This window comes from Segatella copri (genome assembly GCF_019127135.1).
Classification (GTDB): Bacteria; Bacteroidota; Bacteroidia; order Bacteroidales; family Bacteroidaceae; genus Prevotella.
In genome coordinates this window covers 1-26,940 of sequence record NZ_JAHOEA010000047.1, presented here as the reverse complement: position 1 = coordinate 26,940, position 26,940 = coordinate 1, and the positions used below count along the sequence as shown (strand labels likewise).

Genomic DNA, 26,940 nt, shown 5'->3' with positions numbered 1-26,940 from the left:
GAACTTGCAACCTTAGAGCCAGAACTTGCAACCTTAGAGCCAGAACTTGCAACCTTAACTGTCATAGGCAACCGATACTTAGTTCCTCTACCATATCCCTCTTGAACCAGCAATTTATGCTTACACATATCTTTCAACAAATCGGCGACTTCTGCCTTATGCTGGTTAAGGACAACCCTTAAGTTCTCATTTGTAATATATCCATCTGTGCAAGCTGCATTAAGAGTCAACAGGCGTTCATGTCCCAAAGAAAAAACTTCTGTTCCAAATATCCGAACCAATCTATCCTTTGTTCCTTCATCCATCATCGACTCCATCATCATTGTGAGTTCCACTAAGTCAGGCTGACTTAATGTTCTCAACATAGGTGCTCTCCAATTTGCAAATCGCCAACCTGCCAATATCTTATCAACTCCACTTCCCGCTTTTTCGGCAGAGCCAATCAGCATAAACATCTTTTGAAGAGTCTTGTTGCGACATACGCTAGCACTTTCTCCATAATATTGCATTTTAGAAACCAACAGAGTTCCCGGGTTAGTAAAAACAATTTTATTGCTATACAATCGCACTACCATTGTTGCATTTTCCGAATAATCGGTATGAATACAAAAATTCACCAGAGCTTCGCGAACAGCCACATGCGCAGGAGTTTCATCACGACGAGTATTGCCCTCCAAGATGAAAGGTTTTGGCAAGACCGCTGATAATCTTGGAAGAACACGAAGATAGAATTGGAATAAATTTGCCTCCCAAGTTCCATCAGGACAAATACGATTGGTCCATCGTATCTCAGGATTATCTGACAGCTTTTCTTGGTAATCAGGAAAGAAGTCGGGGCAACATTCATTATCAGTAATGGCATCTTCTTTACCAAACATCAAAACTCCTGCCACAGTAAAACCTTCTTCTTTCGTTCCACGATCAGTACGATAAGCACCTATCTTTTTAAGAAATTCAAAATCAGACAAAACAGACCAAGGATGGTCTGGCTTTGCTAACTTAAATAATTGTCGATATTGAGCAACAGACTCCATATCTAAATCATTCAATGAATAATTTCTCAAAATGCGGCTATCAGCGGGATTAGAAACATTCGCATCTGAAAACATACGCTGCACTTCTCGCTCCGTACATTTATAATCACCTTCATGATTGCGCTTAAAAGTACCATTATAGGGCTGGGATGTTCTATAAACAGGACGCTGTTCTCTGGATGCACGAGGAATAAAGAATAACATAAGTTTGTGACCATTGTAATCTTCTACCACGACATCTTCTGTTTTTAACAGGTTGCAACTAACCGTAGCTCGATTATTCACATTATTCCAAAAGTCCTTGGTATATTTCTCTATCTGTTCATCAGATAGATTATCTATATAGAACTTACCTTTTCTTTCTATAACTCCAAGCACGATAACTCCTCCTTCACTATTGGCGAAGGCTGAGTAAGTATCCCAAAAGCTACCAGGAAATCCACCGGCAGCACTTTTAAACTCCAAGTCATCACTCTCTACGCTATTCAAGAGTGAATCCAGATAATCCTCGAAGTTTAATCTATCACGTACTTCTAACATACAATTCTTTTATATTCTTTAACAAGATACCTTCCTAGTATCTCATAGGTTGCAAAGATACGAAAAACTATCAGAAACGCCAAATTTTAGAAAGATTATCTTTCTTCCTTCATTGATACTTGCTTTTTTTATCCATTTTCTTGCAAGATTAAAGTATATTTCGTATTTTTGTACCCATTAACATCATCATCGTTTTCATAAACAAAAAGAAATCCTATGAATATTCAAAAATTGAAATATAAATTCCATAGCGGAAAAAACAGCAAACCCTGGTATTACATCAAGGAATACGCTCGTCTGTATACACCTGCCTGCATCTTGATATGGAGGGGGCAGCATTTACTTGACAAAGCCAAGAAACGCAAAGACTACGATTATATCCTAAACCGGGTAAACTACTACAACAAGCTTACAGAAGATAATATCCTTCTCAACAAAGATTTATGGGAAAAGAAAGCTGTTAAAGTTGCAGAACAGCCGATGACCCGCCAGAAGGTATATTATCTGGATACTTTGGAATATGCCCGCTGTTTTGACGGCAATAACAAATGGAATCTCCTCCCTGGTGACATCACGTATGTGGAAGATATTCCTACCATTGTAAAAAGCCGCCCAATTCATGGAGAAAACCAGAACTCCGTATTGCTTAAGATGGACAAGGTACGCCATTTTATCTTCGTGAAGGATAAGCTTTCGTTTGCAGAAAAAAAAGACCAGGCTATCTTCAGAGGGAAAATAGCCTGCAAGGACATCCGTGTACAATTTGTAGAGAAGTTTTTCGGAAATCCTCGCTTCGATATCGGAACCATAGATCTGATTAAGCCAGAATGGAAGAGCGACAAGATTTCCATCTACGACCATCTGAAATACAAATACGTGATGGCGCTGGAGGGAAATGACGTGGCAAGCAATCTGAAATGGATTATGTCTTCCAATTCCATCGCCGTGATGCCTAAGCCATATTATGAAACTTGGTTTATGGAAGGAACTCTGAAGCCAGACTATCATTATATAGAAGTAAAGCCTGATTTCTCTGATCTTGAGGAAAAGATGGACTATTATACTGCTCATCCTGATGAAGCGCAAGCTATCATCAACCACGCTCACGAATATGTAGAGCAATTCAAGGATAAGCAGCGTGAGGATATCATCTCGCTGATGGTTCTGGATAAGTATTTTTCTCTGTTAAAATCTAAGGATTAATGTCTAGAAAGGATTCTATCAATTATGAAAGAACGGTCCTGCCGATTATTCGATGGGCAGAATAATGATGGATAAGATGCCTAGACTGTGGCATGTAGTAGGCAGCAATCTGAACTATGCCTTCATCATCAACAACGATACCATCCTGGAGAAGACAGCCGACGGTGCCCTGGATGTTTATGATGCTCACATGAATCCAGTAAAAAACTACCGTCTGCCAGCTAAGCAGTTTGACAAAGCCACCAAACAGCTCAACAGGTTCTTTAAATAAGAAAAGATAAAATCAGAAAGCCCCTTCAGCCTTCCAAGTTTTCATATACCTGGAATACAGAAGGGGCTTTTTGCATTTATGATTCCTTCCACACTCTTCTCTTGAGCCACAACGCCAAAATGGGGTCACTCATTTCCAGATGCTTAGGAGCAGGTATTGTAATCAGATCTTTCACCATCAAGGACTTCTTGAGGCGGGTTACATTGGCAGCAGTACCCAGGCGATAGGTTTCCAATATCGCCGTCTGGGTGAAACCGGTATGTACTCCATTAGTGATGGCATGCAGGAAATTCATCTGATAGGCTGAAAGGTCTTCGGTCTGCTGAATAAACAAGGGCTCGCAGGCATCCAGCAACCGGTCTATTCCATATTTCAAGTCTTCTTCTGTGGCAGCTGAATTATCCTGTACACGCAGCCATACAAACCATGCCAACTGCTGTACATAAGAGGAATACCTATCTGTTACCTGACAGATTTCTCGAGCCAGCTCTTCAGAAATATGCTTGCCGGTAGATTCGAAACGCTGACAGATATACTCCACCCAGTCTTTCTCGCTTATCTTGTTCAGATAGAAGAAATCACCAAAGCGATAGAATGGGTAACTGGCATTCTGGAACATCTGTTCCATCATGTGTTTTTTGCTTCCATAAAGGCAGTAAGATACATGGCTCTGTAATTGCCATATGCTACGGAGCTTCTTTACTTTTTCTCATAATTACTACCTTATTTTATACTATACAACTTTTCTTCTGCAAAGAAAATGCAAACGAGCGCAATGAAAGCTGGCTTTCAAATTGCCGAGTGCAGCAAATCTTCTGCAAAGATAGCAAAAAAAATAAATTAAACAAGGTTGTTTAAAACAATGTTGTTTAAAGCCATTTTTTTTGCAGAAACAGCGATTCTTCGTCTGATAAAAATATAGTTTCATAAATTATACCCTAGGGTATAATACCTTTGGGTATAATTTTGTAACTTTGCAGAGAATAAACTTCAAGTCCCTGAAGAATAGAAAAACTATATAAACAGTTAATCCCCCATCACGCAGCCAAAGCGTGGTGGGGGATTACTGCTTCTGATAATATCGTTTTTTTATTGCCGATGTCGCTCAATATACTCCGCTGCCTGGATATTCGAGAACACATAGTTCTTCAAATCCTGGAACTTAGACTCCTGCTTGTTTTCCTTCAGATTGCCATTCGGCAACACATCATAGCAGAAACTGCGGTTCATCGACGGATTATAGATGTAGCAACGCTGATGATCTCTTGCCACAATCTGGTTATCTGCCGAATAGAATACCATCGGGCGCTGCTGCTTCAGCAGATCCACACCGAAGCCCTCGTACTCATAATTCAGATTCATCAAGCCGAAAAGCGTAGGCATCACATCCACCTGCATGCCCAAGCCCGCATACTGCTGCTGCGGAACACCCGGACCAAAGATGATGAGCGGAATATGGTTGTAAGACTGCGGCAACTCGCCCTCGCTCTTACCCACCAGCTTGCCATGGTCTGCCTGAATCACGAATATCGTGTTCTTATACCAAGGCTCCCGACTTGCCTTCTTCAGAAAGTCGCCTATCGCCCAGTCGGCATACTCCACAATCTGTGTTTCCTTCTCCTTGGTCTTCGGCTTGAAGAAATCAGGAATGATATATGGCGGATGATTGCTCACGGTGAGGATGGTAGCCATGAAAGGCTTACCCGTCTTCGCCTTCTGGTTGATGGTGTTGAGGGCGTAGCCCATCTCGAAATGGTCGCTCACACCAAAGCTGTTCACCACCTCGCTCTTAGGATAGTTCTCCTGAGAGAAGATGTCATCGTAGCCATTGGTCTGGAAGAAAGCCTTCATGTTGTCATACTGTGCCTCGTGAGTCATGAAGAACATGTTCTCGTAGCCATACTTCTTCAACACCGTGGCGATACCCTTGCGGCGTGGAGTCACCGTTCCCTTCATCAGGTTTCGGAACATGAGAGCAGGGAAGCTGTAGAGCGTAGCCGTCATGCCATGGTTGGTATGGATGCCGGCACTATAAAAGTGGGTGAACGCCAGGGAATGATGATAGAGCGAATCGAGCGTTGGGGTGAGCGGCTGCTGATTGCCGAAAGTAGCCAACAGGTTTGCCGACATCGACTCCATCAGTATCACCACCACGTTAGGATGATTCTTCTTCGCAGGAGATTGACCCCTCTTCATCATCAGGGAATCGTTCACCACCTCACGCTTCAGAATATTCGTGCTATCCACCTTTCCCGTGATACCCAGCCACTGGCGGGTATTCGTAATAGCCTCAGCGTATGGCATGAGATGCAACTCCTTGTTCTCCTTGCGCATATCGTCGAGCGCAGAAGTAAGGAGATTGAATGCCGGATTGATGCCGAGCTGGTTGAGGAAAGAATCCTCGCAATAGTAAGCCTGGCTCACCTTGATAGGATTATAGCCCATTCTGCCACGGATGCCGAAGAGGCAGGCACCTATCATCACAGCAGAAATAAGAAAACGGCTGACAACCAGCATCAGGTGCATATTGTCCTTAGGCAGAAGGAAAAGCCCCTCGAAGTAGCGGCGCAGACGGACGAGCGCATAGATAAACGCCCCCGTAAACACGAAATAGAGGGCGATATAGAGCCAGTAGGAAGACTCCTGCAAGAGCATGCCCGATGTGGTGGCCACATAGCCGAACCATCCGAAGATGCTGGAATTGATGTTCTTGAAGAAATACTGGAAATAAGGAGTATTGGCTGCCGAAGGCATGAAGGCGATGGCAAACCATGCCGCATACCAGATGTTGATGCCACGCAGCAAACGGCGATGACACCACCCCAGGCTGGCTGCTATCAGGAGCACAGCCACAGGCAATACCGAAATATAACAAGCTATGACATTGTCAAACCATACACCCTTGACAAACGCCATTACCCTACTCGCCTCTACATCTACAATCATGCCATGCAGGGCGATGAATTCTACCAATCTGAACAGAGTCATCACCAGCAATGCCAATACATGCACCGAAAGGAGATACCCAAAAGCCTTAAAATATCGTTTCATTTTTATTCTACTTTAGAAATCGGGTGCAAAGTTAATAATTATATCCCAATAAAAGCAAAATTTCCGGCCTTATTCTGTCTATAAACAAATAATTATATGTAACTTTGCAGCCAAAATCATATAATAAGACTTCGATAAGACATGAACATCAAGTACAACAAAGCCCTATGGCTCATCATCATCCTGGCTATCGTGATGATGATTCCGTTCCTCGGACTCACAGATTTCAATACCAAGGGAGAGCCGCGCGAAGCGGTGGTTGCCTACACCATGCTGGAACATGGCAACTGGATTCTGCCTATCAACAACGGAGGTGATATCCCTTACAAACCGCCATTCTTCCACTGGTGCATCGCCTTCTTCAGCCTCTTCATCGGCCATGTGAATGAGTACACCTCCCGCCTGCCATCTGCCGTATCGCTGGTATTGATGACCATCGGCGGTTTCGTGTTCTATGCCAAGCGCAAGAATGCCCCAACCAGCCTCATCGCAGCCATCCTCACGCTCACCGCCTTCGAGGTGCACCGTGCGGGTATGAACTGCCGTGTAGATATGGTGAACACCGCCTTTATGGTGGGAGCCATGTATCTGCTCTACCGCTGGTGGGAGAAAGGAAAGCACCAGTTGCCTTGGCTCGCTATCCTCTGCATGAATGGCGCTACGCTTACCAAAGGTCCTGTGGGCATCATTCTGCCTTGCTTTGTGATGGGCGTATTCATGCTTACCCAACGTGAGAACTTCTGGGGCATCGTATGGCGCATGGCTCTAACCGCCCTGCTCTCGCTCGTTATTCCTTTCTGCTGGTATTATGCAGCCTATCTGCAAGGCGGCGACGAATTCCTGCGCCTGGTGAAGGAAGAGAACATCGACCGATTCATGGGCAAGATGGCATACGAATCGCACGAGAACCCAGCGTGGTACAACCTTCTCACGCTCATCACGGGCTGGTTGCCTTACACCTTATTATTATTGTTCTCGCTCTTCATTCTGCCATGGAAGAAGTTCTCGAAGACCCGTTTCCTTGAGAATGCGAAGAAGGCTACTCCGCTGCAGGTGTTCACCTGGCTCGCTTTCCTCCTGGTACTCTTCTTCTACTGCATCCCAAAGAGCAAGCGCAGCGTTTATCTGCTGCCATGCTATCCATTCATGGCCTATCTCATCGCCGAATACATCGTTTGGATGATGAAGGAGAAGATGGGAGCCTTGAAGGTTTATGCCGGAGTGATTGCTGCGATAACCCTGATTCTCAATATCGCCCTGCTGGTGGTAAAAAAAGGATGGGTGCCAGAAAGCATCTTCCACGGCAAGCATGCCATAGACAACATCGCCATGCTCCATGCGCTCGAAAACAACGATTTGCTCATCCCATGCAGCATCTTTATGGTTATCACTTTGGAGGGAGTTTACCTCATCTTCCGGGCACTCAAGAAGAAGAATTCAGGCAATATTGTTTCATATACTCTAGCCACCATCGTGGGGCTCTTCCTGATGCTCGACTCCAGTCTGCAGCCGTCTGTACTCAACACGAAGGCAGATAAGCATCTGGCGCCGGTTATCGAGAAGAAGTTTGATACCAGCAAACTCTATTCTTATATGTCGGTAGATATGCTGCATTTCTTCAGCCTCAACTTCTATCTGGGCGATAAGATCCAACAGTTTGACAAGGTATTGCCACAGGATGGCGTGCTGATGATTCCGGAAGAAGACATGCCTGATTTCCTTGAGAAATTCGGCAAGGACTACACCTTCCAGAAGGTTTGGGAAGTAAGAAAGACGGTAGAATGGCACAACAAGGTAGGTTTCTACCGATTCGTGAAGACTAGTGCCAATATTGCACTTAACAAATGATTAGTGAATAGTGATTAATTATTAGTGATTAGATACAAAAATAGCATCGGGATTATAAGTACCGATGCTATTTTTGTATCTATCAAATTGATATTCTTCTTATTTTCTTTCTTCGATAAGATTATACTCTTTCTTCTATGAAGTATCGTGGGCGACGCTTCACCTCGGTATAAATCTTGCCGATATAAACACCCGTGATGCCTACACCCGTGGTGATGATGCCTCCAATAAACCACATGGAAACAAGCATGGAGGTCCAGCCCTGGATGGTCTTGCCCTGGAAATATTCTACCAAGGCAAAGATAATCATGATGACTGCCACCAAAGTCATCGCCAGCCCCAGGAAGGTGATAAACCGAAGAGGTGCTACGGAGAACGAAGTGATGCCATCTATGCTGAAACTCAGCATCTTGGTAAACGGATACTTGCTCTCACCAGCCTCACGAGCCTTTCGGTCGTAATAGACGAATCCCTCCCGGAAGCCCAACTGGCGTACGATGGCTCTAAGGAAGAGATTGCGCTCAGAATACTGCATCAGCGCCTTTAGGGTGCGGTTGGTCATCATGCGGAAATCGGCATGATTGTAAACCGTCTCCTTATCCACACTCTGCATCAGCTTATAAAAAGCCTGGGCGGTAAAGCGCTTGAAGAAGGTATCGGTCTTACGCTCCTTGCGCACACCATAGATGATATCCTTGTCTTCCTGCACCTGGCGCACCATATCGATGATTACATTCTCATCGTCCTGCAGGTCGGCATCGATACTTACCATCGCATCACAATGGTCTACCGCAGCTTCCATACCTGCCCAGAGCGCATTCTGATGGCCTCGGTTATGCGACAGCTTAATGCCATGCACATACCCATGTTCCTTGGCAGCATCCGAAATCATCTGCCAAGTATGGTCACGACTGCCATCGTCGACAAGCAGCAGTTCTGTGTCGGCATCAGTCTCTTTCTTAATCTTTCTGATCAATGCCCCCAGCACATCTAAGGTCTTAGGCAGCACTTCTTCCTCGTTATAACAAGGGATAACTATCAATATCTTCATTTGTAAGCCAGTATTTATTCAGATGCAAAAGTAACTCATTTTTTCTATTTAAACAAGAAAAACGTTTAATATTTTTTATTCTTGATATATATTTCCCGTTTTTCTCCATTCTTTCTTACCATTTCCACTTTACCTGTATCTCCAGATCGGTTTGCGAAGAGCGGGAGATTTCCTGCAAACCTGAAGAGATGTGAGAGCGGTCGAAATAATCGGTTGTACCCAATTTGGCGATAAGCAGCAGATGGGAACCTATCTCTGAGCGTGCCACCAAGGCGTAACGGATGCCCTCGCCGTAGTAGCTGCCGAAACTCATCTGATAGAGCAGACCAGGCTCATAAGCATAGATACGGGAGGCGAAATCGGAAGTATGGAAATAGCCCAGGCAGCCTCTCAACGTTCCTTTCAACTGCTTCTTCCATTTCCATTCCCATCCTATATGCTCGCTCACCATATAGCCTTTACTAAGTTCATCGCCCTCATTCGTCATCGTGCTTTCCGCCTGGCTCATCGTATAGTCTAAACTGGTTTTGGCGCTCCATCGTTTTTGGGATATTGTGGCATAGAGACGCAGACGGCCAGTCGTGGTTCCCGCCTTATCCTTATAACGGAACCTTCCTCCTACCGTCAGCACTCTTGAGGGCTGGAAGAGAATATTCACCAGATTATCCCAACTCTGTGTGCTCTCCCTGGTCTGATACTTAGGCCAGGCAAAATAGGCGAAATCGCTGTAGGCTGTGATGCTCCAATGATGGGCAGGAATCCAGGTAAAGCCCAGATATACGCCGTTTTCATCCTGCACATCGCTCCCCTCGGAAAAGCTGTTGCTGAAGAGAGAATAGTAACGGGCAGAATAGAACCTGTGGAGAGCCATGAGCGTGAAATGGTCGGAACAGAGATAGGAGGCTGCATTGAGCGTGGCTATGGAACCGCAATCGCCAGTTGCCGTCTCGCCAGAGAGGGTGAGGCGATGGGAGATATAACCATAGCTGATACTGGCATTCCAGAAGGCATTCCCCTCTGGAGCAAAACGCTTGTAAAGCTGGCTTTTATTGGGCGTGAGCGGCAGGGAGAAAGAGGTATAAAAGGCTGTACCTCCGATGTGCCAGCCCTGACGCTTGTAACTGATATTGCCTCCCACAAGTGTATTGGATGCTATCTTCTGCTTGGCAATCTCATTCACCGTGCGATGCAAACCGGTCTTCAGAATGGTCTTGATGCCCCCGCCGTCAGCAGAAAGCGTAGCATCTATCTGGCGATAAGAAAGAAAACCGGTCAGTTCCAGTCCTTTTAATAAGGTATAGGTGGCTGCGGCGCCTTGCAGATAATTAGCTGAAGAACGGGAGGAATGACCGCGGATGATGCAGGAAGATGATCTGCCCAAGGAGGTTAAGGCTGAGAGTTTGCCGAAGCCGAAATCATTATTGAGTATCAGTCCTAATCCTGCATTCAGTCTGTATCTGCCCAGGGTGATATTCTTCCATCTGCCCAGGTTCTTTACCTGAAGATAGAAGGAATAGAAGTCGTAACCCATCGTGTTCCTGCCTCCGAAGAATGGTTCGCCGGCATCCTGAGAAGCAACGAATCCCAGCTTGACGGAATTGCCGTAGCGAAACTGGTAGCGCAGTCCGTGCTTGTAAGGATAACCCAGATAACCGTCGGTTCCGCTTGCATCGCCCTTGCGCTCATAAAAAGGAACCTTCAGCATGCCCATCACTTCGTGCTTGCCATACTGGGCGATGTTTTTAAGACTGGGGAAAGCCGGCTTGCTCCCGTCATCGGCCACATAGAAGAAACAACTCATCAGCTGGCGCTGATACCAGCCGATACTGCTTATCAGGGTAAGCTCGCTCATACTCTTCAGCTGGCCATAGCGGTAGATATAGAACAGGATGTCTTCTACCTGTGATGCGGTAAGAAACGGCATGCGCTCCAGTTCTTCTCTCGTTGCCGTATTCAGATTGACGGGATGCTGCGCCATCTCCTCCAAATCTTCTTCATAGTCCTGCCAGGCTACATGCTCGAAATCTTCGGATGAAGAAAGGTAGGACAGCAGTTGCTGCCAAGGGGGCGAAGCGGAAAGAGAATCTTCAGGCGCGGCGCCCTGTTCTGAAAGAGAGAAAGATTGGGCTTGAGCCCATAAGGCACAGAAGATTTGGGAGCTGCCTACGAGAAACAGTTTCAACAAGAGGGATGTTATGGAATGAGCATGCTTCATGCGTAGTAGGCACTTTGTTTATTAAATTAAGACAAAGTTACTGCTAAAATATGAAAAAGAGAAAGAAAAAGCCAAGAATCTTTCTCAAATTGAGAAATAATCTGTAATTTTGCGGCGTAATTAGTAACACAAAGGGGCTTACACCTCTTTATATATAGAAGAAGCTCCACGAAAAAAAGGAGCTGGACAAAGAACTTTGAGGAGATTTACATGAAACAGAAAATATACTTTTTACTGGCGATGCTCTTCTGCATCACCCTGCAAACCATGGCGCAGACCGATGGCGACAACCCTGAAGACAGGGAGGTGGACATGGATGCCCCTACCTTTGAACCGATGGTGAAGGTAGGAAAAGTGCTCCTGGATCATGACAGCGTACAATATGTTCAGGTGAACAACGTGTACGTTTATCCACAGCCGGTATTCAAGAATGCCAAGGAGCGAATGGCTTACAACCGTTTGGTATACAACATCAAGAAGGTGCTGCCGATAGCCAAAGAGGTAAGAAAGATTATCATCGAAACGGGTGATTATCTGGAAACGCTGCCTAACAAGAAGGCAAAGGACGCACACATGAAACTGGTGGAGAAAGGTATCAAACAGGAATATACCCCGAGAATGAAGAAACTCACCTATGCACAAGGTAAACTCTGCATCAAACTGGTGTATCGCGAATGCAATTCCTCATCCTATCATCTTATCCAAGCCTTCCTGGGTCCTATCCGTGCCGGATTCTATCAGGCATTTGCAAGCCTCTTCGGTGCCAGCCTCAACAAGAAGTACGACCCGAACGGCGTTGACAGATTAACAGAAAGAGTGGTAAGACAGGTAGAATCGGGGCAGATTTAACCAGCTCATCTTATTCAGAAAGCTCATATACTTAGGTATAAAAGCATTTCCTATCAATAGGAATTGCTTTTATACCTAAGTTTTTTTGTTGATACAAGCAGAAGAAATCTCCGTTCATCGACGTTGAATGTCCGTTCAGCGTCGTTGAACGGCGGTTCATAGACGTTGAACGGCGGTTCAACGTCGATGAACGAAGATTTAAACAGACTGAAAAAAGAAATGTTCCTAAGAAAAGCAACAACTTTTCCTAGGAACATTTCCTTTTATATTCGAATGAGATGCCGACCTATTCCTCAGTATAAAGCACCTGAATCATGGTCTGGCCAACCGCCTTAAGCACATTCTTATCCAAATGAGCCATATCATCGCTCACGGTATGCCAGGTAGGACCGAAACTGCTTTGCTGACAGTCCGGATAATAAGCAATCACATCTACAGTAGGAATCTTAGCCTTCTCGTTGACTGGAATATGATCATCAGTAATCATTCCGCCATCGCTCTTAGGGAAGTAAGAGCCAAAACCTGCCTGACGGGCTGCTGCCCAAACCTTCTTCACGATGCCACCCGCATACTGCATAGACATGCCCTCACGGTAGAACTTGGCTCCCTGTCCGCCCACCATATCGAGGAGGATTCCGAAACGAGGATTATATCCCTCAGGCTTGTTCTCGCTCCAGTACTGGGCACCCAAAGCCCAAGTATCGCCATCGTCCTGAACATCAGCCCACTGAGGTGTTCCCCAGTCTTCTGTATCGAAACATACGAAATCTACGCCGATGTTAGGATTCAGCTTCTTGTCTGCCTGCAGCTGGCGGGCTATCTCCAACATGACGGCTACTCCGCTGGCTCCATCGTTGGCTGCCATTACAGGCTTGCGCCAGTTGGTGCTGTCGGGGTCGTTGTCGGCCCAAGGACGGCTGTCCCAATGGGCACAGAGCAAGATGCGGGTTTCAGCCTTCGGGTTGTAATGGGCGATGATATTGGTATTCTTCAGGATGGTACCATCATAGCCCTTGAGGTCAGCCTTCTGGGTTTCTACCTCACAACCAAACTGCTTGAACTTGCTCACTATCCATTCGCCACACTTGTCGTGCGCCTCGCTGTTCATGACACGAGGGCCGAAATCGCATTGTGCGGCACAATAAGCCAACGCCGAATCGGCATTAAAGGCAGGACCTACAGGATTCAGCTTCTCTGCTTCCTCTACTTCCTGGATTTCCGGCGACGTGGTGTTGGCATTCTTATAGCTGATAGCTCCAGCTACCACTCCGGCAGCAACTACCAAGCCTAAAATTATCTTCATTTTCTTCGTCATCGTATTTACTTTGAACTTTCAGATTTGAACTTTATGATTACCTTTTATCTATGAGATTCTTCACTCTTCGTTCTTCACTCTTCACTTTCCAAAGTTCTGTACCTGTGTCATCACTCTGAGCCAGTTGCCTCCCCAAATTTGGGCAATATCCTGCTCGCTATATTTGCGGCGCAACAGCTGGAGGGTGAAATTGATGAGTTCAGAAGAGTCGGCGAGACCTCTGATGCCGCCGTCTCCATCAAAGTCGGTTCCCAGACCTACGTGGTCGATACCCATCACATCGATGGCATGCTCAAGATGGGCAATGGCGTCCATGATGTCGGCTTCACCCTCTTTACGCAGGAATCCATGATAGAGCGTGGTATGAGCCACACCGCCCTTTGCAGCGAGGGCACGCATCTGGTCATCGGTCAGATTGCGAGGCACATCGCAGAGCGCACGGCTGCTGCTATGGCTGCAGACAATAGGCGTCTGGCTGATATCAAGTGCATCGTAGAAACTCTTCTCGCCACCATGACTCAAATCAACCATGATGCCCAGGCGGTTCATCTCATGAATCACCTTCTCGCCAAAACTACTCACACCATTATGGGTATTGCAGCCGCGGGCACTATCGCAGATATCATTATCACCATTATGGCAGAGCGTGATATAAACGATGCCGCGCTGGGCGAAATGCTTCACGTTACTGATATCGTGCTCCAGGGCGAGGCCGTTCTCAATACCGAGCATAATGCTCTTTCTGCCTTTCCGCTTATCACTATAAAGATCGGCAGGAGTGCGGGCTATGCTGAGATACTGGCTGTTCTTGCTCACAATCTCTTCTATCTTGTCGAAGATGAGGTCGGCATACTGCGCAGGTCCCTTTACATCGAAAGCCACCTTGCTGCTGAAGCTCTCGCCTATCTGAGGCTGTGGCAGGTAAGCTACCATCGTGGTAGCATCCTGATGACCATCGGTCATCTTATGGAGATCAACCAGGATGCGGGAATCGCGATGATCAAACTTGATGCCCTGAGGGAAGAACATCGGAGTATCACAATGGGTATCGAGCGTAAGGATGCGCTTATGCAACTGCTTGGCTGCATAAAAGTTGTTAGCCTGATTAACCAGCCATTGGAAAATCTTCAATCCTTCTTCTTCCAGCCATTCCGGATGCCATTGCACACCGAGAATCTGCTTATATTCGCTACTCTCTACTGCCTCGATAATATGGTCAGAAGATTTGGCGATGGTGCGCAGATGCTTGCCAGGCTCGCTTACCGCCTGATGGTGGAACGAGTTGACAAAGATCTTCTCCTTATTATATATATTATATAAGGTGGAATCTTTCTTGATTTCTACGATGTGGGTAGGTTCGGTACGGTCGGCATCCTGGCTGTGTTTTACCAGTTGCTTGATATCCTGACACACCTTTCCGCCCAGCGCAATGGCGAGGGTCTGGATGCCCCGGCAGATGCCAAGCATCGGAATCTGGCGGTTGAAAGCCAATCGGGTAATCATCAGTTCGGCAGCATCACGTTCCTGATTGATGTTGTGAAGACGGGGAGAAGGCTCTTCGCCCATCCACAGCGGATTATGGTCGCCGCCACCCGTCAGAATCAATCCATCAAGATGCTCCAGGGTATTGACGATGACCTGAGCATCAGCAACAGGAGGAATAATGACCGGCGTACCGCCAGCCGCTATTACCTGCTTATAATAACGGTCGCGAAGCGTAGCATCGATACCTTCATAATTGGCAGTAAGGCCAATTACAGGCTGATGCTTCGCTTCGGGAAATCTAGAGTATGCATCCTGGAAATGCGACTCTAAGTCAAATGTTTCCATTTGTTTATCTTTCAATAAATAATGATTCAAGATCTTCTAAAAATCGTACTCAAGTATGGAGACTCTTATTAATCTTCATCCAGAAGTACAGGAATCTCACGCTTGATGCTCTGCTCAAGAGAGATGAGCGTTTCGGTAGAAACCACACCAGGAATAGCCTGGAGCTTATTGTTGAGCAAATCCATGAGCTGCTCGTTGTCGCGGGCATAAAGCTTAATCAGCATGGTGTATGAACCGGTTGTAAAGTGGCACTCTACGATTTCAGGAATGTTCTGCAAGCGCTCTACCACCTTTTTATACATATTACCGCGCTCCAAGTTCAAGCCTACATAAGTGCAGGTAGAATAGCCCAGGCTTTTAGGGTTTACATCAAAACCGCTACCGGTGATGAAACCATCCTCCATCAAGTGCTGAACGCGCTGATGGATGGCTGCACGAGACACGCCACATTCTGCGGCTACGTCCTTGAAAGGAATACGGGCATTCTTAGAAAGGATGCCGAGAATCTTTCTGTCTAGATTGTCTATTTTCTCCATTTCGTTTTGTTTTATAATATTCAATTTATAAGGTACTCTTCTATACCAGATAGCAAAATTAATAAAATCTATTGAAACAGCAAACAAAATGCACGAATATTTTGCAATATCCGTGCATTTAGTTGTTTTTTATACTGTTTTTAACCAAAAACCTTGGCATTTTGCTACTTTTAGCAGAAAAATCATACGCTTATCTGATAACCTCGGAGAAGTAATGATCACGCAAAGGTTTCACCACTTTATCACCCGTCAAAACTATCTGCTGCTTAAGACGGATGTCTTGAGAAGAGGCTCCAATCTTCAGTTCATACGTTCCAGGAGCTATGTTCCATTGACGATTGCCTTGATGAGAATAATAACCAAACTGATCAGTATAGAACTTGATGCATACTCTCTTGGTTTCGCCAGGATTGAGAGAGATGCGGGCAAAGCCCTGCAACTGGATAGGATGAATCTGCTGGTTGCTCTGAGTTGGCGACAGATATACCTGCGCTATCTCATCGGCACGAACCTTACCCGTATTGGTAACCTCAAAGTAGATATTGCTCGACTCTGAAGCCGTAGAGAGCTCCTTAACAGCCTGCAAGTTCTTATAGGCAAAGGTTGTATAGCTCAATCCATAACCGAAAGGCCACTCTACACGGGCATCCTGACGGGTGGAATAATTATAGCAGATAGGCTCATAAACCTCAGCATTAGGATAGCTGACACTCAGCTTGGCAGATGGTGAAATCTTGCCATAAAGAATGTCAGCCACAGCTGTACCACCCTCTTCACCAGGATACCAGGCCTGGATGACTGCTGCACAACGCTTGGCTATCTTGGAGATAACCTGCGCACGACCGCCGAAGACTACCAGGACTACAGGTTTGCCCGTAGCCAAGAGTTCCTCAACATATTCCTCTTGCTTACCAGGAAGCTTGAGACCATCTCGCTCACGATTCTCACCACAGAGCATCACATTCTCGCCTACAGCAGCAACGATAACATCGCTTTCCTTTGCCATCGCCAAAGCTTCTGCCTTGTCTGCCTTCTCGCCAGAATCAACCTTGCGATGCAGGAGCTGATACTCCCAAGCACGCTTATCGCCAGACTCTTCAAACTTGGTCTCGATTTCCTCTGTCCAGTCGCAACCACGAGAATACTTAATATTAATACCCTCAGGTTTACTTGCCTGCATTGCCTCTAGCAATTTAACGATATGTGGCAAGTGGCTATCATCCCACTTTTTCTTCCAACTCTGCCAGAAATAGAACATTGAAGGGAAAGAGTAGTCGCCACACATCGCCCAGATAGAATTGGCATTAGGACCCGTGAGCAAGATATTCTTAACCTGCTTGGCGCTGTTAACATCAGCCTCCTTCACAAGAGGCAAAACACCATTATTCTCCAACAAGACGATAGACTGGCTGGCAATATCGTAAGCCGTCTGCCGTTCTTCCTTAGTATCAAGCTTTACATCCTCCGTACTATACAGATATGGATTCTTATCCATCAGTCCTGCACGAATCTTATAACGCAGAACATCCTTTACAGCACGCTCAAAGACTTCTTTCTTAACAAGTCCCTTATCCAAGGCTTCCTGTAAATACTGATAGTTTTCGCCTCTAGGGAAATCAACATCATTGCCACCATTGATAGCAGCCACAGCTTTCTGAAGAGGAGTATCTAGTCCCGGCAACTGGTCAATGGCAGTATAATCGCTCACCACCATTCCATCGAATCCGAGATAATCTCGCAAAATATCATTGAGAATCTCACTATTTGCCACGCACTTGGTACCATGAACAGCATGATAACCCGGCATCAAAGCCTTGCTACCTGCCAGACGAATCATCGTCTCATGAGGCAAAAGGATATCTTCCATCATCTCCTTCTCATCAGCATCACCGCCACCACCATATCCCAGATAGTGTTTAGAGCAAGCTCCCACTCCCTTCTTGAGGTCGCCCTGCTGAAGACCCTTGACAAAAGCAGTACCCATAACGGCTGAAAGATAGCCATCCTCACCGTATGATTCTTCCAGACGATTAAAACTTGGAGTACGGCAGACGTCTACCATAGGGGAAAGCGACAATACGCCACCCATCTTGCGAAGAGCGGTACCTGTCTGCAAAGTCTTGAGCTCAGCCAACTCTGGATTGAATGAGCAAGCCTGACCTATCTGCTGTGGATAGACTGTTGCATCTTGCGTATTGATACCCGAAAGAACTTCCTCGTGAAAAAGAGCAGGGATACCGTTTGGGGTATGATGTATCAACCAATCTTGTACAACAGCCACACGCTTTCGCAAGAAATTGGCATCAACCAATTCCTGACTGGCGTACTGGGAAAAATGTCCAATACCATAAGGAATGAGCTGCTTGCATTTGACGGTATCCAAATTGCCTTCCGCATCAAAAAGCTCATCCATATACCCACTTCTCAACTGAGCGATACGCTCTGGCTGTGACATTCTGCTGTAGAGTTCATCTACCTGTTGGTTCACTTGCTGCTCCGTATTGTTTATGTTACAGCAACTAGCCATCAGCACAGTTGCACATACGGTTGTTGTAATTTGTTTCATCATTATCTTTTAGGTTAAAAATATGATTATTGAAGTTGTTTATTATCATGTGCAAAGATAATGCAAACGAGCGCAGAATATCAAGCTTGCTTGAATATTATGCCGAGTGCAGTTTATCTTCTGCAAAGATAATGCAAACGAGCGCAGAATATCAAGCTTGCTTGAATATTTTGCCGAGTGCAGTTTATCTTCTGCAAAGATAATACAAATAAGAGAACTAACAGATTCGCTTTCCCGTTTTTTATGCAAAAGCAACAAACACAAACGTAAAAGAAACAAAAGAGCCAAAGATAACACTCTATCCTTGGCTCTTACCTTATTATATTTTAGTAGTAATTACTTGTTGAAATGAATTCAGTAATTACTTTCTCTTCTTTGAATGCGCAACTTTCTTGGCTGCAGGTTTAACAACCTTCTTCTCTGCTCCTACGGCTACATCTTCCTTCAACTCGCCAGCAGGCTCAGCCTTAACCTCAGGCTTTACGATGCTGACAAGCTCTAGGTCGAACACCAAAGTAGAGTATGGAGGAATCTGACCAGCCTGACGCTCGCCGTAAGCCAACTCGTAAGGAATATAAACCTGCCACTTACTGCCCACAGGCATCAGAGTAAGCGCCTCTGTCCAACCCTTGATCAAGCCATTGGCACGGAACTTGTCAGTCTTGCTGCCACCATGCTTGGATGTAGCATCAAAAACGGTACCATCAATCAGACGACCCTCGTAGATAACTTCTACCTCATCGCTAGCCTTAGGCACCTCGCCATGACCTTCGGTAATCACCTTATACTGCAAACCGCTAGGCAACACCTTTACACCAGGTTTCTTGGCATTAGCGGCAAGGAACTTCTCACCGGCACCAGCCAAAGCTTCCTTCTGGAAATCGGCAGCAGCCTTAGTAGTAAAGAATGTTGTATCATTAGCCAAAGCTGCGATAAAACCATTCTGGAACATAGCATGGCTGATAGAATCGCCTGTGCTCTTCAACTCTTCCTTTGTGCCAGGATATACACGCTTCTCTACCAGTTTGGCAACCTCCATACCTGCAGAATAAGCTACGGTCTTAGGATTGATACCCATGGCAAGCGCATCCTTGTAACCACGAAGGAAATTCTCCATATAGGCAGTATCTACCTGAAAACTCTGCTGGATATAAGGAATCAGACCACGAGTGGCATTCATACCAGCTACATAACTCAAAGAATCGGCTGATGATTTCAACTCAACAAGAGTAGCCGCCTTTTTCACCTTCTTCTTGCTTGCAGCACTAGCTGTAAACAAAGAAGCACCCGCCACGAGGACGAGTGCTGTCATTAATATTTTCTTCATTTATAAGTCCTCTATAAAAAAAATGAGTTCCCACAAAAATTACTTGCCACCTACTGAAATCAACTCAATCTTGAAGATCAATACAGAGAATGGCTTGATCTGACCCTGCTCGCGCTCACCGTAAGCCAACTGCTGAGGAATGTAAACCTCCCAAACAGAACCTGCTGGCATGTGAACCAAAGCCTCAGTCCAACCCTTGATAACCTGGTTAGCACGGAGATCTACAGCCTGACCACGCTTGAAAGAAGAATCGAATACCTTGCCGTCGATTGTCTTACCCTCGTAGTTAACCTTAACCATAGAAGTATCCTTTGGCATAGGGCCATTACCCTCCTTGATTACCTTGTACTGAACACCTGAAGGCAGAGTAACAACTCCTGGCTTCTTCTTGTTGGCAGCGAGGAACTTCTCACCAGCAACCTTGTTAGGACCATATTCCTTCTCCATGTTCTTAGCCTTGATAGCCATCATCTTAGCCTGAGCTATCTGAGCAGCCTGCTCAACAGTCATCAAGCCCTTCTTGCCAGTAGTACCTGTGATGAAACCAGCCATGAAGTTCTTCAGAGAGATAGACTTTGTAGAATCCTCACCGAATACCTCATGGTTGATACCCTTAACCATCTGGTTAGAGATCTGCTGACCAATCTGAATACCTGCGTAGTAAGCAGCCTTCTTCTTGTCGTCACCAGCGTTGGCACCATCGTTAAGACCCTTGATGAAATCATCCATGTAAGCAGTATCAACGCCCATGCGCTCTACCATAAACTCCTTCAGACCCTGAGTCTGAGACATACCCATAGCATAGCTCATAGTATCTACATCAGTCTTGAGATCTGCCTTAGGAGTAGAATTGCCACAACCTACGAATGTAGCAGCAGCACAAGCCACGAGGGCTCCGAAAAATAACTTTTTCATTTCCTTATTTATATTTTAAATCTTTATTTTTATCTATTATATTCCAGGATTGCCTTTACTTCGTTTAAATATATCTACTAACGATTACTTAACGGCAACGAGCTCTACATCGAAAATCAATGCTGAGAATGGAGGGATAGATGCACCTGCACCACGCTCACCATAACCCAACTGATAAGGGATGAAGAAACGGAACTTGGCACCCTCGGTCATGAGCTGAAGACCCTCTGTCCAACCAGCGATAACCTGGTTCAATGGGAAGGTAGCAGTCTGACCACGGTCGTAAGAACTGTCAAACTTAGTACCGTCGATAAGCGTTCCCTCATAGTGGCACTCAACCTGATCGGTAGCCTTAGGAGCCTTGCCATTACCTTCACGCAAAACCTGATACTGCAAACCGCTCTTAGTAGTGATGATACCATCCTTCTTGCCGTTTTCGGCGAGGAACTTCTCACCAGCTTCCTTAGCAACCTTGCCCTTCTCGGCAGCAGCAGCCTGAGCCTTAGCCTCCTGCTCTGCAAAGAAGTTCTGTACCAACTCCTGAGCCTCCTGCTCGCCGAGCTGAAGCTTACCTGCGATGGCATCCTTTACGGCCTGTGCAAAATCATCAATATTCAAACTCTCTGCACCCATTGAAGCCAACTGGCGACCGATGCCGATGCCCAAAGCATAACTTACTTTATCCATAAAATCTATTTATAAAAATGTATTAATAATCTTAAAATGTACTTTTTGTCCTTAAAACGAGTGCAAAGATAACATTTTTCTCGCTTAAAACGATGTTATTTGCAGAAAAATTGCTAAATTTGTGCATTCTTAATATAAAGATTAAGAAAATATGAATAATTAAAACGTGATAAGATGAAGAAACTCGTATTTTTAACCGGTGCAGGCATGTCTGTGGAGAGTGGTTTCAAAACTTTCCGTGGCAATGATGGATTATGGGAAAACTATCCTGTAGAACAGATAGCTACCCATGAGGGATGGGAAACTGACCCTACCCTAGTAACAAACTTCTACAATATGTTGCGCCATAAACTCTATGCTGCGCAACCTAACGAGGGGCATAAACTTATCAAGGAACTGGAAAAAGACTTCGATGTGACGGTAATCACCCAGAATGTAGATAATCTGCATGAGAAGGCAGGTTCCAAGAATGTAATCCATCTGCATGGCGAACTGTCAAAGGTTTGCTCATCACGCGACCCTTACGACTATCGCTACATCAAGGAATTACCCGAGGATGATTGCGAGGTAAAGCCGGGAACCGAAGCTGGAGACGGAAGCCTGTTGCGCCCATTTATCGTTTTCTTCGGCGAAAGCGTTCCTATGATTGAGCCGGCAGCCGAAGCTGTACAGCAAGCCGATATCTTCGTCATTATCGGAACCTCACTCAACGTTTATCCTGCTGCAGGTCTAATTTCATATACCAAGCCTCACATTCCTATCTATCTGATAGACCCGGGTGCCGTAAACACCAATGGATATTACAAGATAGAGCACATCATGAAAGGGGCTTCAGATGGTATGAAGGAACTGAAGGAAATATTGGAAAAATAAAAACATTCAGAATACCTAAACAATAAAAGCAAACGGGGAAGCATCCATTGATACTTCCCCGTTTGCTTTTATTACTTTAATTTCTTTCTATCAATAACATTCTGCATTACACAGCCTCAGATGTTCTGACGCCCATGCGAGCCTCGGCGACATTAACCACATAATCACCCAGTTTTTCGCATTCCTGAATGATATCCATATACAATGTACCTACACCATAGGTATAAAGATGGTTATCCACATCATCCAGGTTCTGGTTTCTCAACTGAGTACGATAATTATTAATCTCAGTCTCGATATTGTACGTATGGTTGAGATTGATAGAATGGCGTTCATGAGCAAACATATAGTTCATCTGAGTCAGCGCCTCATCTACCAACTTAAACATCTGATGAATGTTTTCACTCTGCTTGGCAGTAAACTCCTCCTTGTTTTCACCCTTGCGCTTAATGGTGCGGGCAAGATTGAAGCAACTGTCACCAATACTCTCAATCTCGGAAATCTCACGCAACATCGCACGGATCTTCGCCTTGGTATCATCACTCAGATGAGCATCACTCACCTGATCAAGATACTTGGCAATCTCAATCTCCATATTATCAGAAATACCCTCATACTTCTCAATACGCTCATAGAGCTTGTCGAAAGTCTTGGAATCCTGAGTTTCCAGCAATTCTCTCACCATACCAAACATACGGTGGATACGCTCGCCGAAACTGCCGATTTCCTGCTGTGCCTCGAAGACAGAAAGTTCTGGTGTCTTCATGATGCCAGCCTGGATAAAGCGCAAACGGAAATCTTCATCCTCCTTATCTGCCTTAGGCTTGATAAGTTTGCAGACAACTTTTTCCAACTGTGGGATAAACCAAATCAGAACGCCCGTGTTGCAAACATTGAAACAGGTATGGAACATCGCCAGGACAATTGGCAACAACTTTGCCTTCTGTGCCGCAGACATACCACCATTAGGATCATACCCCACGATAGAGCAAACGAAATCTACAAATGGATAGAACAGGCAGAGAACCCAGATTACACCAAAGACATTGAATACCAGATGAGCCAGAGCTGCACGACGAGCCTGGGCATTGGCACCCAAAGCGGCAAGATTGGCTGTAGCGGTAGTTCCGATATTCTCACCCATCACCAAGGCAATACCCAGATAGATAGGGAGTACGCCTGTAGAACAGAGTAAGATAGTTATAGCCATCACAGCCGCCGAACTCTGTACGATACAGGTTATAAGTGTACCAATCAGGAGGAAGACTACAATCGTGAAATGACTCTTTGTATCAAAAGAACCAAAGAAATCGATAACCGCCGGATTATGTTCCAGATCGAGAGCCTTACCCGCACTACTCAACAGAACGAGCGAGAAGAAGAGGAAGGCGATACCAAAAAGGAAATCTCCGAAATAACGGCGCTTCTTACTATAAATCAGCATGATGCCGAGGAAGAACGCAGGGAATACGACAATCGTTAAATCTACATTATAACCCAACGACATAATCCATGCCGTAAACGTAGTACCAATGTTGGCACCCATAATAACGGAAATTGCTTGGGCTAAGGTCAGCAAACCTGCATTTACAAAAGAAACCGTCATAACGGTAGTTGCAGAGGAGCTCTGAACGGCACAGGTAATAAAGGTACCTGTAAGCATTCCCGTAAATCGGTTGGTTGTCATAGCACCCAAAATGTGGCGCAACTGAGATCCTGCCATCTTCTGCAAGGCCTCACTCATCACCTTCATACCATAGATGAGCAAAGCTAAAGAACCGAGAATCTGAAAAAAAATCACAAGATATTGACTTGTATCCATATTCATTTGTATTTGTGGAAATGTTTGTTACGTTTCGGTTGCAAATATAATAAGAATTTCCGTTATTACGAAATATTTGTTACCGATATTTCAAGTTGTAACAGTATTGTAACATCCAAGACCCCCTAAACACAATTTTGGAAGAACTACATTTACGAACAGATAAAAAGAATCAATAAGCTATATTCTGCTCTGAAATACGAAAAATGAAGACATATTATGGTCTGTTTTGCCTCATATTTAATAAAAAACGAAAAAAGATGCCAAGAAACTTTGTTTTCTCCTTTTTTTTTTGTTTCTTTGCCTTATAAAACTAATAATAGTCATAATTTATGGGAAAAGGTAAAAAAGGTGGCAAAAGAATGAATAAAGCGCAACTCACTGAGATGCTGCAGGAATTCTTTGCCGAAAGACCGGGCGAAACGCTCAGCTTTAAAGAGATATTCCGTTCCCTCCGTCTCACGACGCATCCGCTCAAGATGCTGGCGATTGACATTATGGAGGAAATGGCATGGGATGACTACCTGGCTAAGGTAAGTGATAATTCTTATCGCCTGAATCAAAGCATACAGGTGATGGAAGGTAAATTCGTTAGAAAGGCAAATGGCAAAAACTCTGTTATCCCTGATGATAGCGAGAAGCCTATTTTCGTTTCTGAACGTAATTCGATGGGAGCACTTAATGGCGACAGGGTGGAATTCACCTTCCTCGCTCGCCGTAAGAACCACATCAAGGAGGCACAGGTCAACAAAATCCTTGAACGTGCTAAAGATACCTTCGTAGGGCGTCTGAAAGTGGATAAAGATCTGGCTTACCTCGTGACACCTGGCGATGTCTTTGCTCACAACATCATCATTCCTAGAAGAAAAGTGAAGGGAGGAAAGACCGATGACAAGGCAGTAGTCCGGATTATCGAGTGGCCGGATGGAGAAAACAAGAGTCCTATTGGCGAGGTTGTTGATATTCTTGGTCAGATGGGTGATAATGATGTTGAGATGAATTCTATCCTTGCTCAATATGGATTACCTTATAAGTATCCAAAGAATGTAGAAGATGCTGCCAATAAGATTTCGGGCGAAATCACAGAACAGGATTACAAAGAACGAGAGGACTTCCGAAAGGTATTCACCTGCACCATCGACCCGAAGGATGCCAAGGACTTTGATGATGCCCTCAGTATTCAGAGATTGGAGAATGGAAACTGGCAGGTAGGTGTTCATATCGCAGATGTGTCACATTACGTCACAGAGGGCAGTATCATCGACAAGGAAGCCGTGAAACGTGCAACATCTGTATATCTTGTAGATCGCACCATTCCGATGCTCCCAGAGCGTCTCTGTAACTTTATCTGCTCGCTTCGTCCTAATGAGGAAAAACTTGCGTACAGCGTCATCTTCGAACTCGACAGCAATGCCGAAGTCAAGAACTATCGCATCGTTCATACCGTCATAGAGAGCGACCGCAGATATAAATATGAAGAGGTACAAGAACTCCTTGAAGCAAATGGTGTGGTTGATGGTACTGGCGAACCTGCTCCAGCAGAAACAAAGGAACATCCTTATCAAGGAGAAAACGCACTTCAGCTCATTACGCTTGACAGACTGGCAAAGAAACTTCGTGCCGCAAGATTTAAGAATGGTGCTGTTAAGTTCGACCGCGAAGAGTTACATTTCGATGTTGACGAAAAGGGTAAACCAGTAAGCTGCTACTACAAGCGCTCTAAGGATGCCAATAAACTCGTAGAGGAATTCATGCTTCTCGCCAACCGTACGGTGGCTGAAAGTATCGGAAAGGTAAAGAAAGGAAAGAAGCCAAAGACGCTTCCTTATCGTATTCATGACAATCCGGACCCACAGAAGTTGGAAACCTTGCGTGAATTCGTTGTGAAGTTTGGTTATAAGATGAAAACAGAGGGTACGAAGGGCGCTACAGCAAGAAGTCTCAACAAGTTGATGTCTGATTGCGAAGGAAAACCAGAGAATAATCTCATCCAGATGGTTGCACTCCGTGCTATGATGAAAGCAAAGTACTCTGTTCACAACATCGGACACTTTGGACTGGCTTTCGAATACTATACCCACTTCACCTCACCTATCCGCCGTTATCCGGATACGATGGTTCATCGCTTGCTTACCAAGTACGCAGATGGCGGCAGAAGTGCCAACGAGAAACATTACGAAGAACTCTGTGAGCATTGCTCTGAAATGGAACAGATTGCACAGAATGCAGAACGAGACAGTATCAAATATAAGATGGTAGAATTCATGGGAGATAAACTCGGCGAAGAATTCGATGCCCACATAAGTGGTATTACTTCTTACGGAATTTATGCTACCATAGACGAAAACCATTGTGAAGGAATGATTCCGATGCGCGACATCGCTGACGATTATTACGACTTCGACGAAAAGAACTTCTGTTTGATTGGTCGTCGTCACCATAATAAATATCAATTAGGTGATGCTATCCGCATAAAAGTGGCGCAAGCCAACCTGGAAAAGAAGCAACTAGATTTCGCCCTAGCCGGCGATTCAGCTCCTGTACGCAAGGAAAAGCCTACAGCTAATACTTCTTCCAGCAAAGCGAAGAAGTCTAAGCAAAAGACGCGTAATCACCATAAAAACAAATAATATCAAATTGGGCTGACCTTATTGGTCAGCCTTTTTTATTTTGAATCTATACACATTTACAAAATCCAGGACCGAATAGGTAAAAAGATAAAAGGAGCCGCGTAATCTGTGGTATAAAGCTGCGATAAGAAAGCAGAACTGCATGAAAACAAAAAAGCCTCAGAAATCTTTCGAAATCTGAGGCTCTTGATAAAAGGAGGCGGCTACCTACTCTCCCGCATTGCATTGCAGTACCATCGGCGCAAGTGAGCTTAACTTCTCTGTTCGGAATGGGAAGAGGTGGGACCTCACCGCAATAACCACCTGATAATGGGTTATGACGTATTTGCACACAAGCAAACTGTTTATCAAGTAAAGAACCACCGTTCCTCTCGATT

General features: G+C 45.1%; 19 protein-coding genes and 1 rRNA gene. 6 read left to right on the top strand and 14 right to left on the bottom strand.

The genetic code is table 11. The annotated features are described in order from the left end of the window. Positions 1-1,574, bottom strand: a 1,574-nt coding sequence (locus KSW37_RS11785) for an RNA-binding domain-containing protein (RefSeq protein WP_217743477.1), incomplete at its 3' end; no start/stop codon positions are given. A 216-nt stretch (positions 1,575-1,790) separates the two neighbouring features. Here KSW37_RS11785 and KSW37_RS11780 point away from each other — a divergent pair. Both KSW37_RS11780 and KSW37_RS11775 read left to right on the top strand, forming a co-directional pair. Beyond that, positions 1,791-2,777: a glycosyl transferase family 90 gene (locus KSW37_RS11780; protein ID WP_118064701.1), complete on the top strand. Its 987-nt coding sequence runs from the start codon at positions 1,791-1,793 to the stop codon at positions 2,775-2,777. 64 nt (positions 2,778-2,841) lie between these two features. Further along, positions 2,842-3,048, top strand: coding sequence for a hypothetical protein (locus KSW37_RS11775; RefSeq protein ID WP_217314589.1), 207 nt, complete (start codon positions 2,842-2,844; stop codon positions 3,046-3,048). Between the two features lie 76 nt (positions 3,049-3,124). Here KSW37_RS11775 and KSW37_RS11770 read toward each other — a convergent pair whose 3' ends face one another. Beyond that, positions 3,125-3,679: a hypothetical protein gene (locus KSW37_RS11770; RefSeq protein ID WP_254368643.1), complete on the bottom strand. Its 555-nt coding sequence runs from the start codon at positions 3,677-3,679 to the stop codon at positions 3,125-3,127. 458 nt (positions 3,680-4,137) lie between these two features. Beyond that, positions 4,138-6,099, bottom strand: coding sequence for an LTA synthase family protein (locus tag KSW37_RS11765; RefSeq protein ID WP_217314588.1), 1,962 nt, complete (start codon positions 6,097-6,099; stop codon positions 4,138-4,140). A gap of 141 nt (positions 6,100-6,240) precedes the next feature. Here KSW37_RS11765 and KSW37_RS11760 point away from each other — a divergent pair, with 141 nt between their 5' ends. Next, positions 6,241-7,947, top strand: coding sequence for an ArnT family glycosyltransferase (locus tag KSW37_RS11760; protein WP_217314587.1), 1,707 nt, complete (start codon positions 6,241-6,243; stop codon positions 7,945-7,947). A 121-nt stretch (positions 7,948-8,068) separates the two neighbouring features. On the opposite strand, the gene KSW37_RS11755 is transcribed toward KSW37_RS11760, so the two are convergent. Both KSW37_RS11755 and KSW37_RS11750 read right to left on the bottom strand, forming a co-directional pair. After that, complete coding sequence (locus tag KSW37_RS11755; protein ID WP_217314586.1) at positions 8,069-8,998, bottom strand: glycosyltransferase family 2 protein; 930 nt, start codon at positions 8,996-8,998, stop codon at positions 8,069-8,071. Positions 8,999-9,113: 115 nt separating this feature from the next. Further along, positions 9,114-11,213, bottom strand: a complete 2,100-nt coding sequence (locus KSW37_RS11750) for a helix-hairpin-helix domain-containing protein (protein ID WP_217314585.1) — start codon at positions 11,211-11,213, stop codon at positions 9,114-9,116. A 210-nt stretch (positions 11,214-11,423) separates the two neighbouring features. Between KSW37_RS11750 and KSW37_RS11745 the strand changes: the two genes are divergently transcribed. After that, on the top strand, positions 11,424-12,062 hold the full coding sequence (locus tag KSW37_RS11745; RefSeq protein WP_117587705.1) for a DUF4294 domain-containing protein: 639 nt from the start codon (positions 11,424-11,426) through the stop codon (positions 12,060-12,062). 286 nt (positions 12,063-12,348) lie between these two features. On the opposite strand, the gene KSW37_RS11740 is transcribed toward KSW37_RS11745, so the two are convergent. From KSW37_RS11740 to KSW37_RS11710, 7 genes are all read right to left on the bottom strand, one after another. Further along, entirely contained in the window at positions 12,349-13,377 is a 1,029-nt protein-coding gene (locus KSW37_RS11740; protein ID WP_117728822.1) for a M28 family peptidase, read from the bottom strand. An 81-nt stretch (positions 13,378-13,458) separates the two neighbouring features. Beyond that, positions 13,459-15,207, bottom strand: coding sequence for a membrane dipeptidase (locus tag KSW37_RS11735; protein ID WP_217314584.1), 1,749 nt, complete (start codon positions 15,205-15,207; stop codon positions 13,459-13,461). A 68-nt stretch (positions 15,208-15,275) separates the two neighbouring features. Further along, positions 15,276-15,743, bottom strand: a complete 468-nt coding sequence (locus tag KSW37_RS11730; protein WP_006848151.1) for an Lrp/AsnC family transcriptional regulator — start codon at positions 15,741-15,743, stop codon at positions 15,276-15,278. A 190-nt stretch (positions 15,744-15,933) separates the two neighbouring features. After that, a complete protein-coding gene (locus KSW37_RS11725) occupies positions 15,934-18,312 on the bottom strand; it encodes a glycoside hydrolase family 3 C-terminal domain-containing protein (protein ID WP_254368642.1) in 2,379 nt (792 codons plus the stop codon). Between the two features lie 358 nt (positions 18,313-18,670). Then, positions 18,671-19,636 carry an FKBP-type peptidyl-prolyl cis-trans isomerase gene (locus KSW37_RS11720; protein WP_217314583.1) on the bottom strand — a complete coding sequence of 322 codons (966 nt, stop codon included), beginning with the start codon at positions 19,634-19,636 and terminating at the stop codon, positions 18,671-18,673. Between the two features lie 39 nt (positions 19,637-19,675). Then, positions 19,676-20,551 (bottom strand): FKBP-type peptidyl-prolyl cis-trans isomerase, encoded by an 876-nt coding sequence (locus tag KSW37_RS11715; protein ID WP_006848155.1) that lies wholly within the window; start codon positions 20,549-20,551, stop codon positions 19,676-19,678. A gap of 84 nt (positions 20,552-20,635) precedes the next feature. Next, the gene (locus KSW37_RS11710) at positions 20,636-21,238 is read right to left on the bottom strand and encodes an FKBP-type peptidyl-prolyl cis-trans isomerase (protein ID WP_006848156.1); all 603 of its coding nucleotides are present in this window, start codon (positions 21,236-21,238) and stop codon (positions 20,636-20,638) included. Between the two features lie 174 nt (positions 21,239-21,412). On the opposite strand from KSW37_RS11710, the gene KSW37_RS11705 reads away from it, so the two are divergent. Beyond that, the gene (locus KSW37_RS11705) at positions 21,413-22,111 is read left to right on the top strand and encodes an SIR2 family NAD-dependent protein deacylase (protein WP_217314582.1); all 699 of its coding nucleotides are present in this window, start codon (positions 21,413-21,415) and stop codon (positions 22,109-22,111) included. Positions 22,112-22,217: 106 nt separating this feature from the next. Here KSW37_RS11705 and KSW37_RS11700 read toward each other — a convergent pair whose 3' ends face one another. Further along, positions 22,218-23,933 carry a Na/Pi cotransporter family protein gene (locus KSW37_RS11700; protein ID WP_117728837.1) on the bottom strand — a complete coding sequence of 572 codons (1,716 nt, stop codon included), beginning with the start codon at positions 23,931-23,933 and terminating at the stop codon, positions 22,218-22,220. A 332-nt stretch (positions 23,934-24,265) separates the two neighbouring features. Between KSW37_RS11700 and rnr the strand changes: the two genes are divergently transcribed. Beyond that, on the top strand, positions 24,266-26,563 hold the full coding sequence (gene rnr / locus KSW37_RS11695) for a ribonuclease R (protein ID WP_217314581.1): 2,298 nt from the start codon (positions 24,266-24,268) through the stop codon (positions 26,561-26,563). A gap of 194 nt (positions 26,564-26,757) precedes the next feature. Here the strand turns inward: rnr and rrf are convergent. Then, positions 26,758-26,870, bottom strand: a 5S ribosomal RNA gene (gene rrf, locus KSW37_RS11690). Positions 26,871-26,940 lie beyond the last annotated feature (70 nt).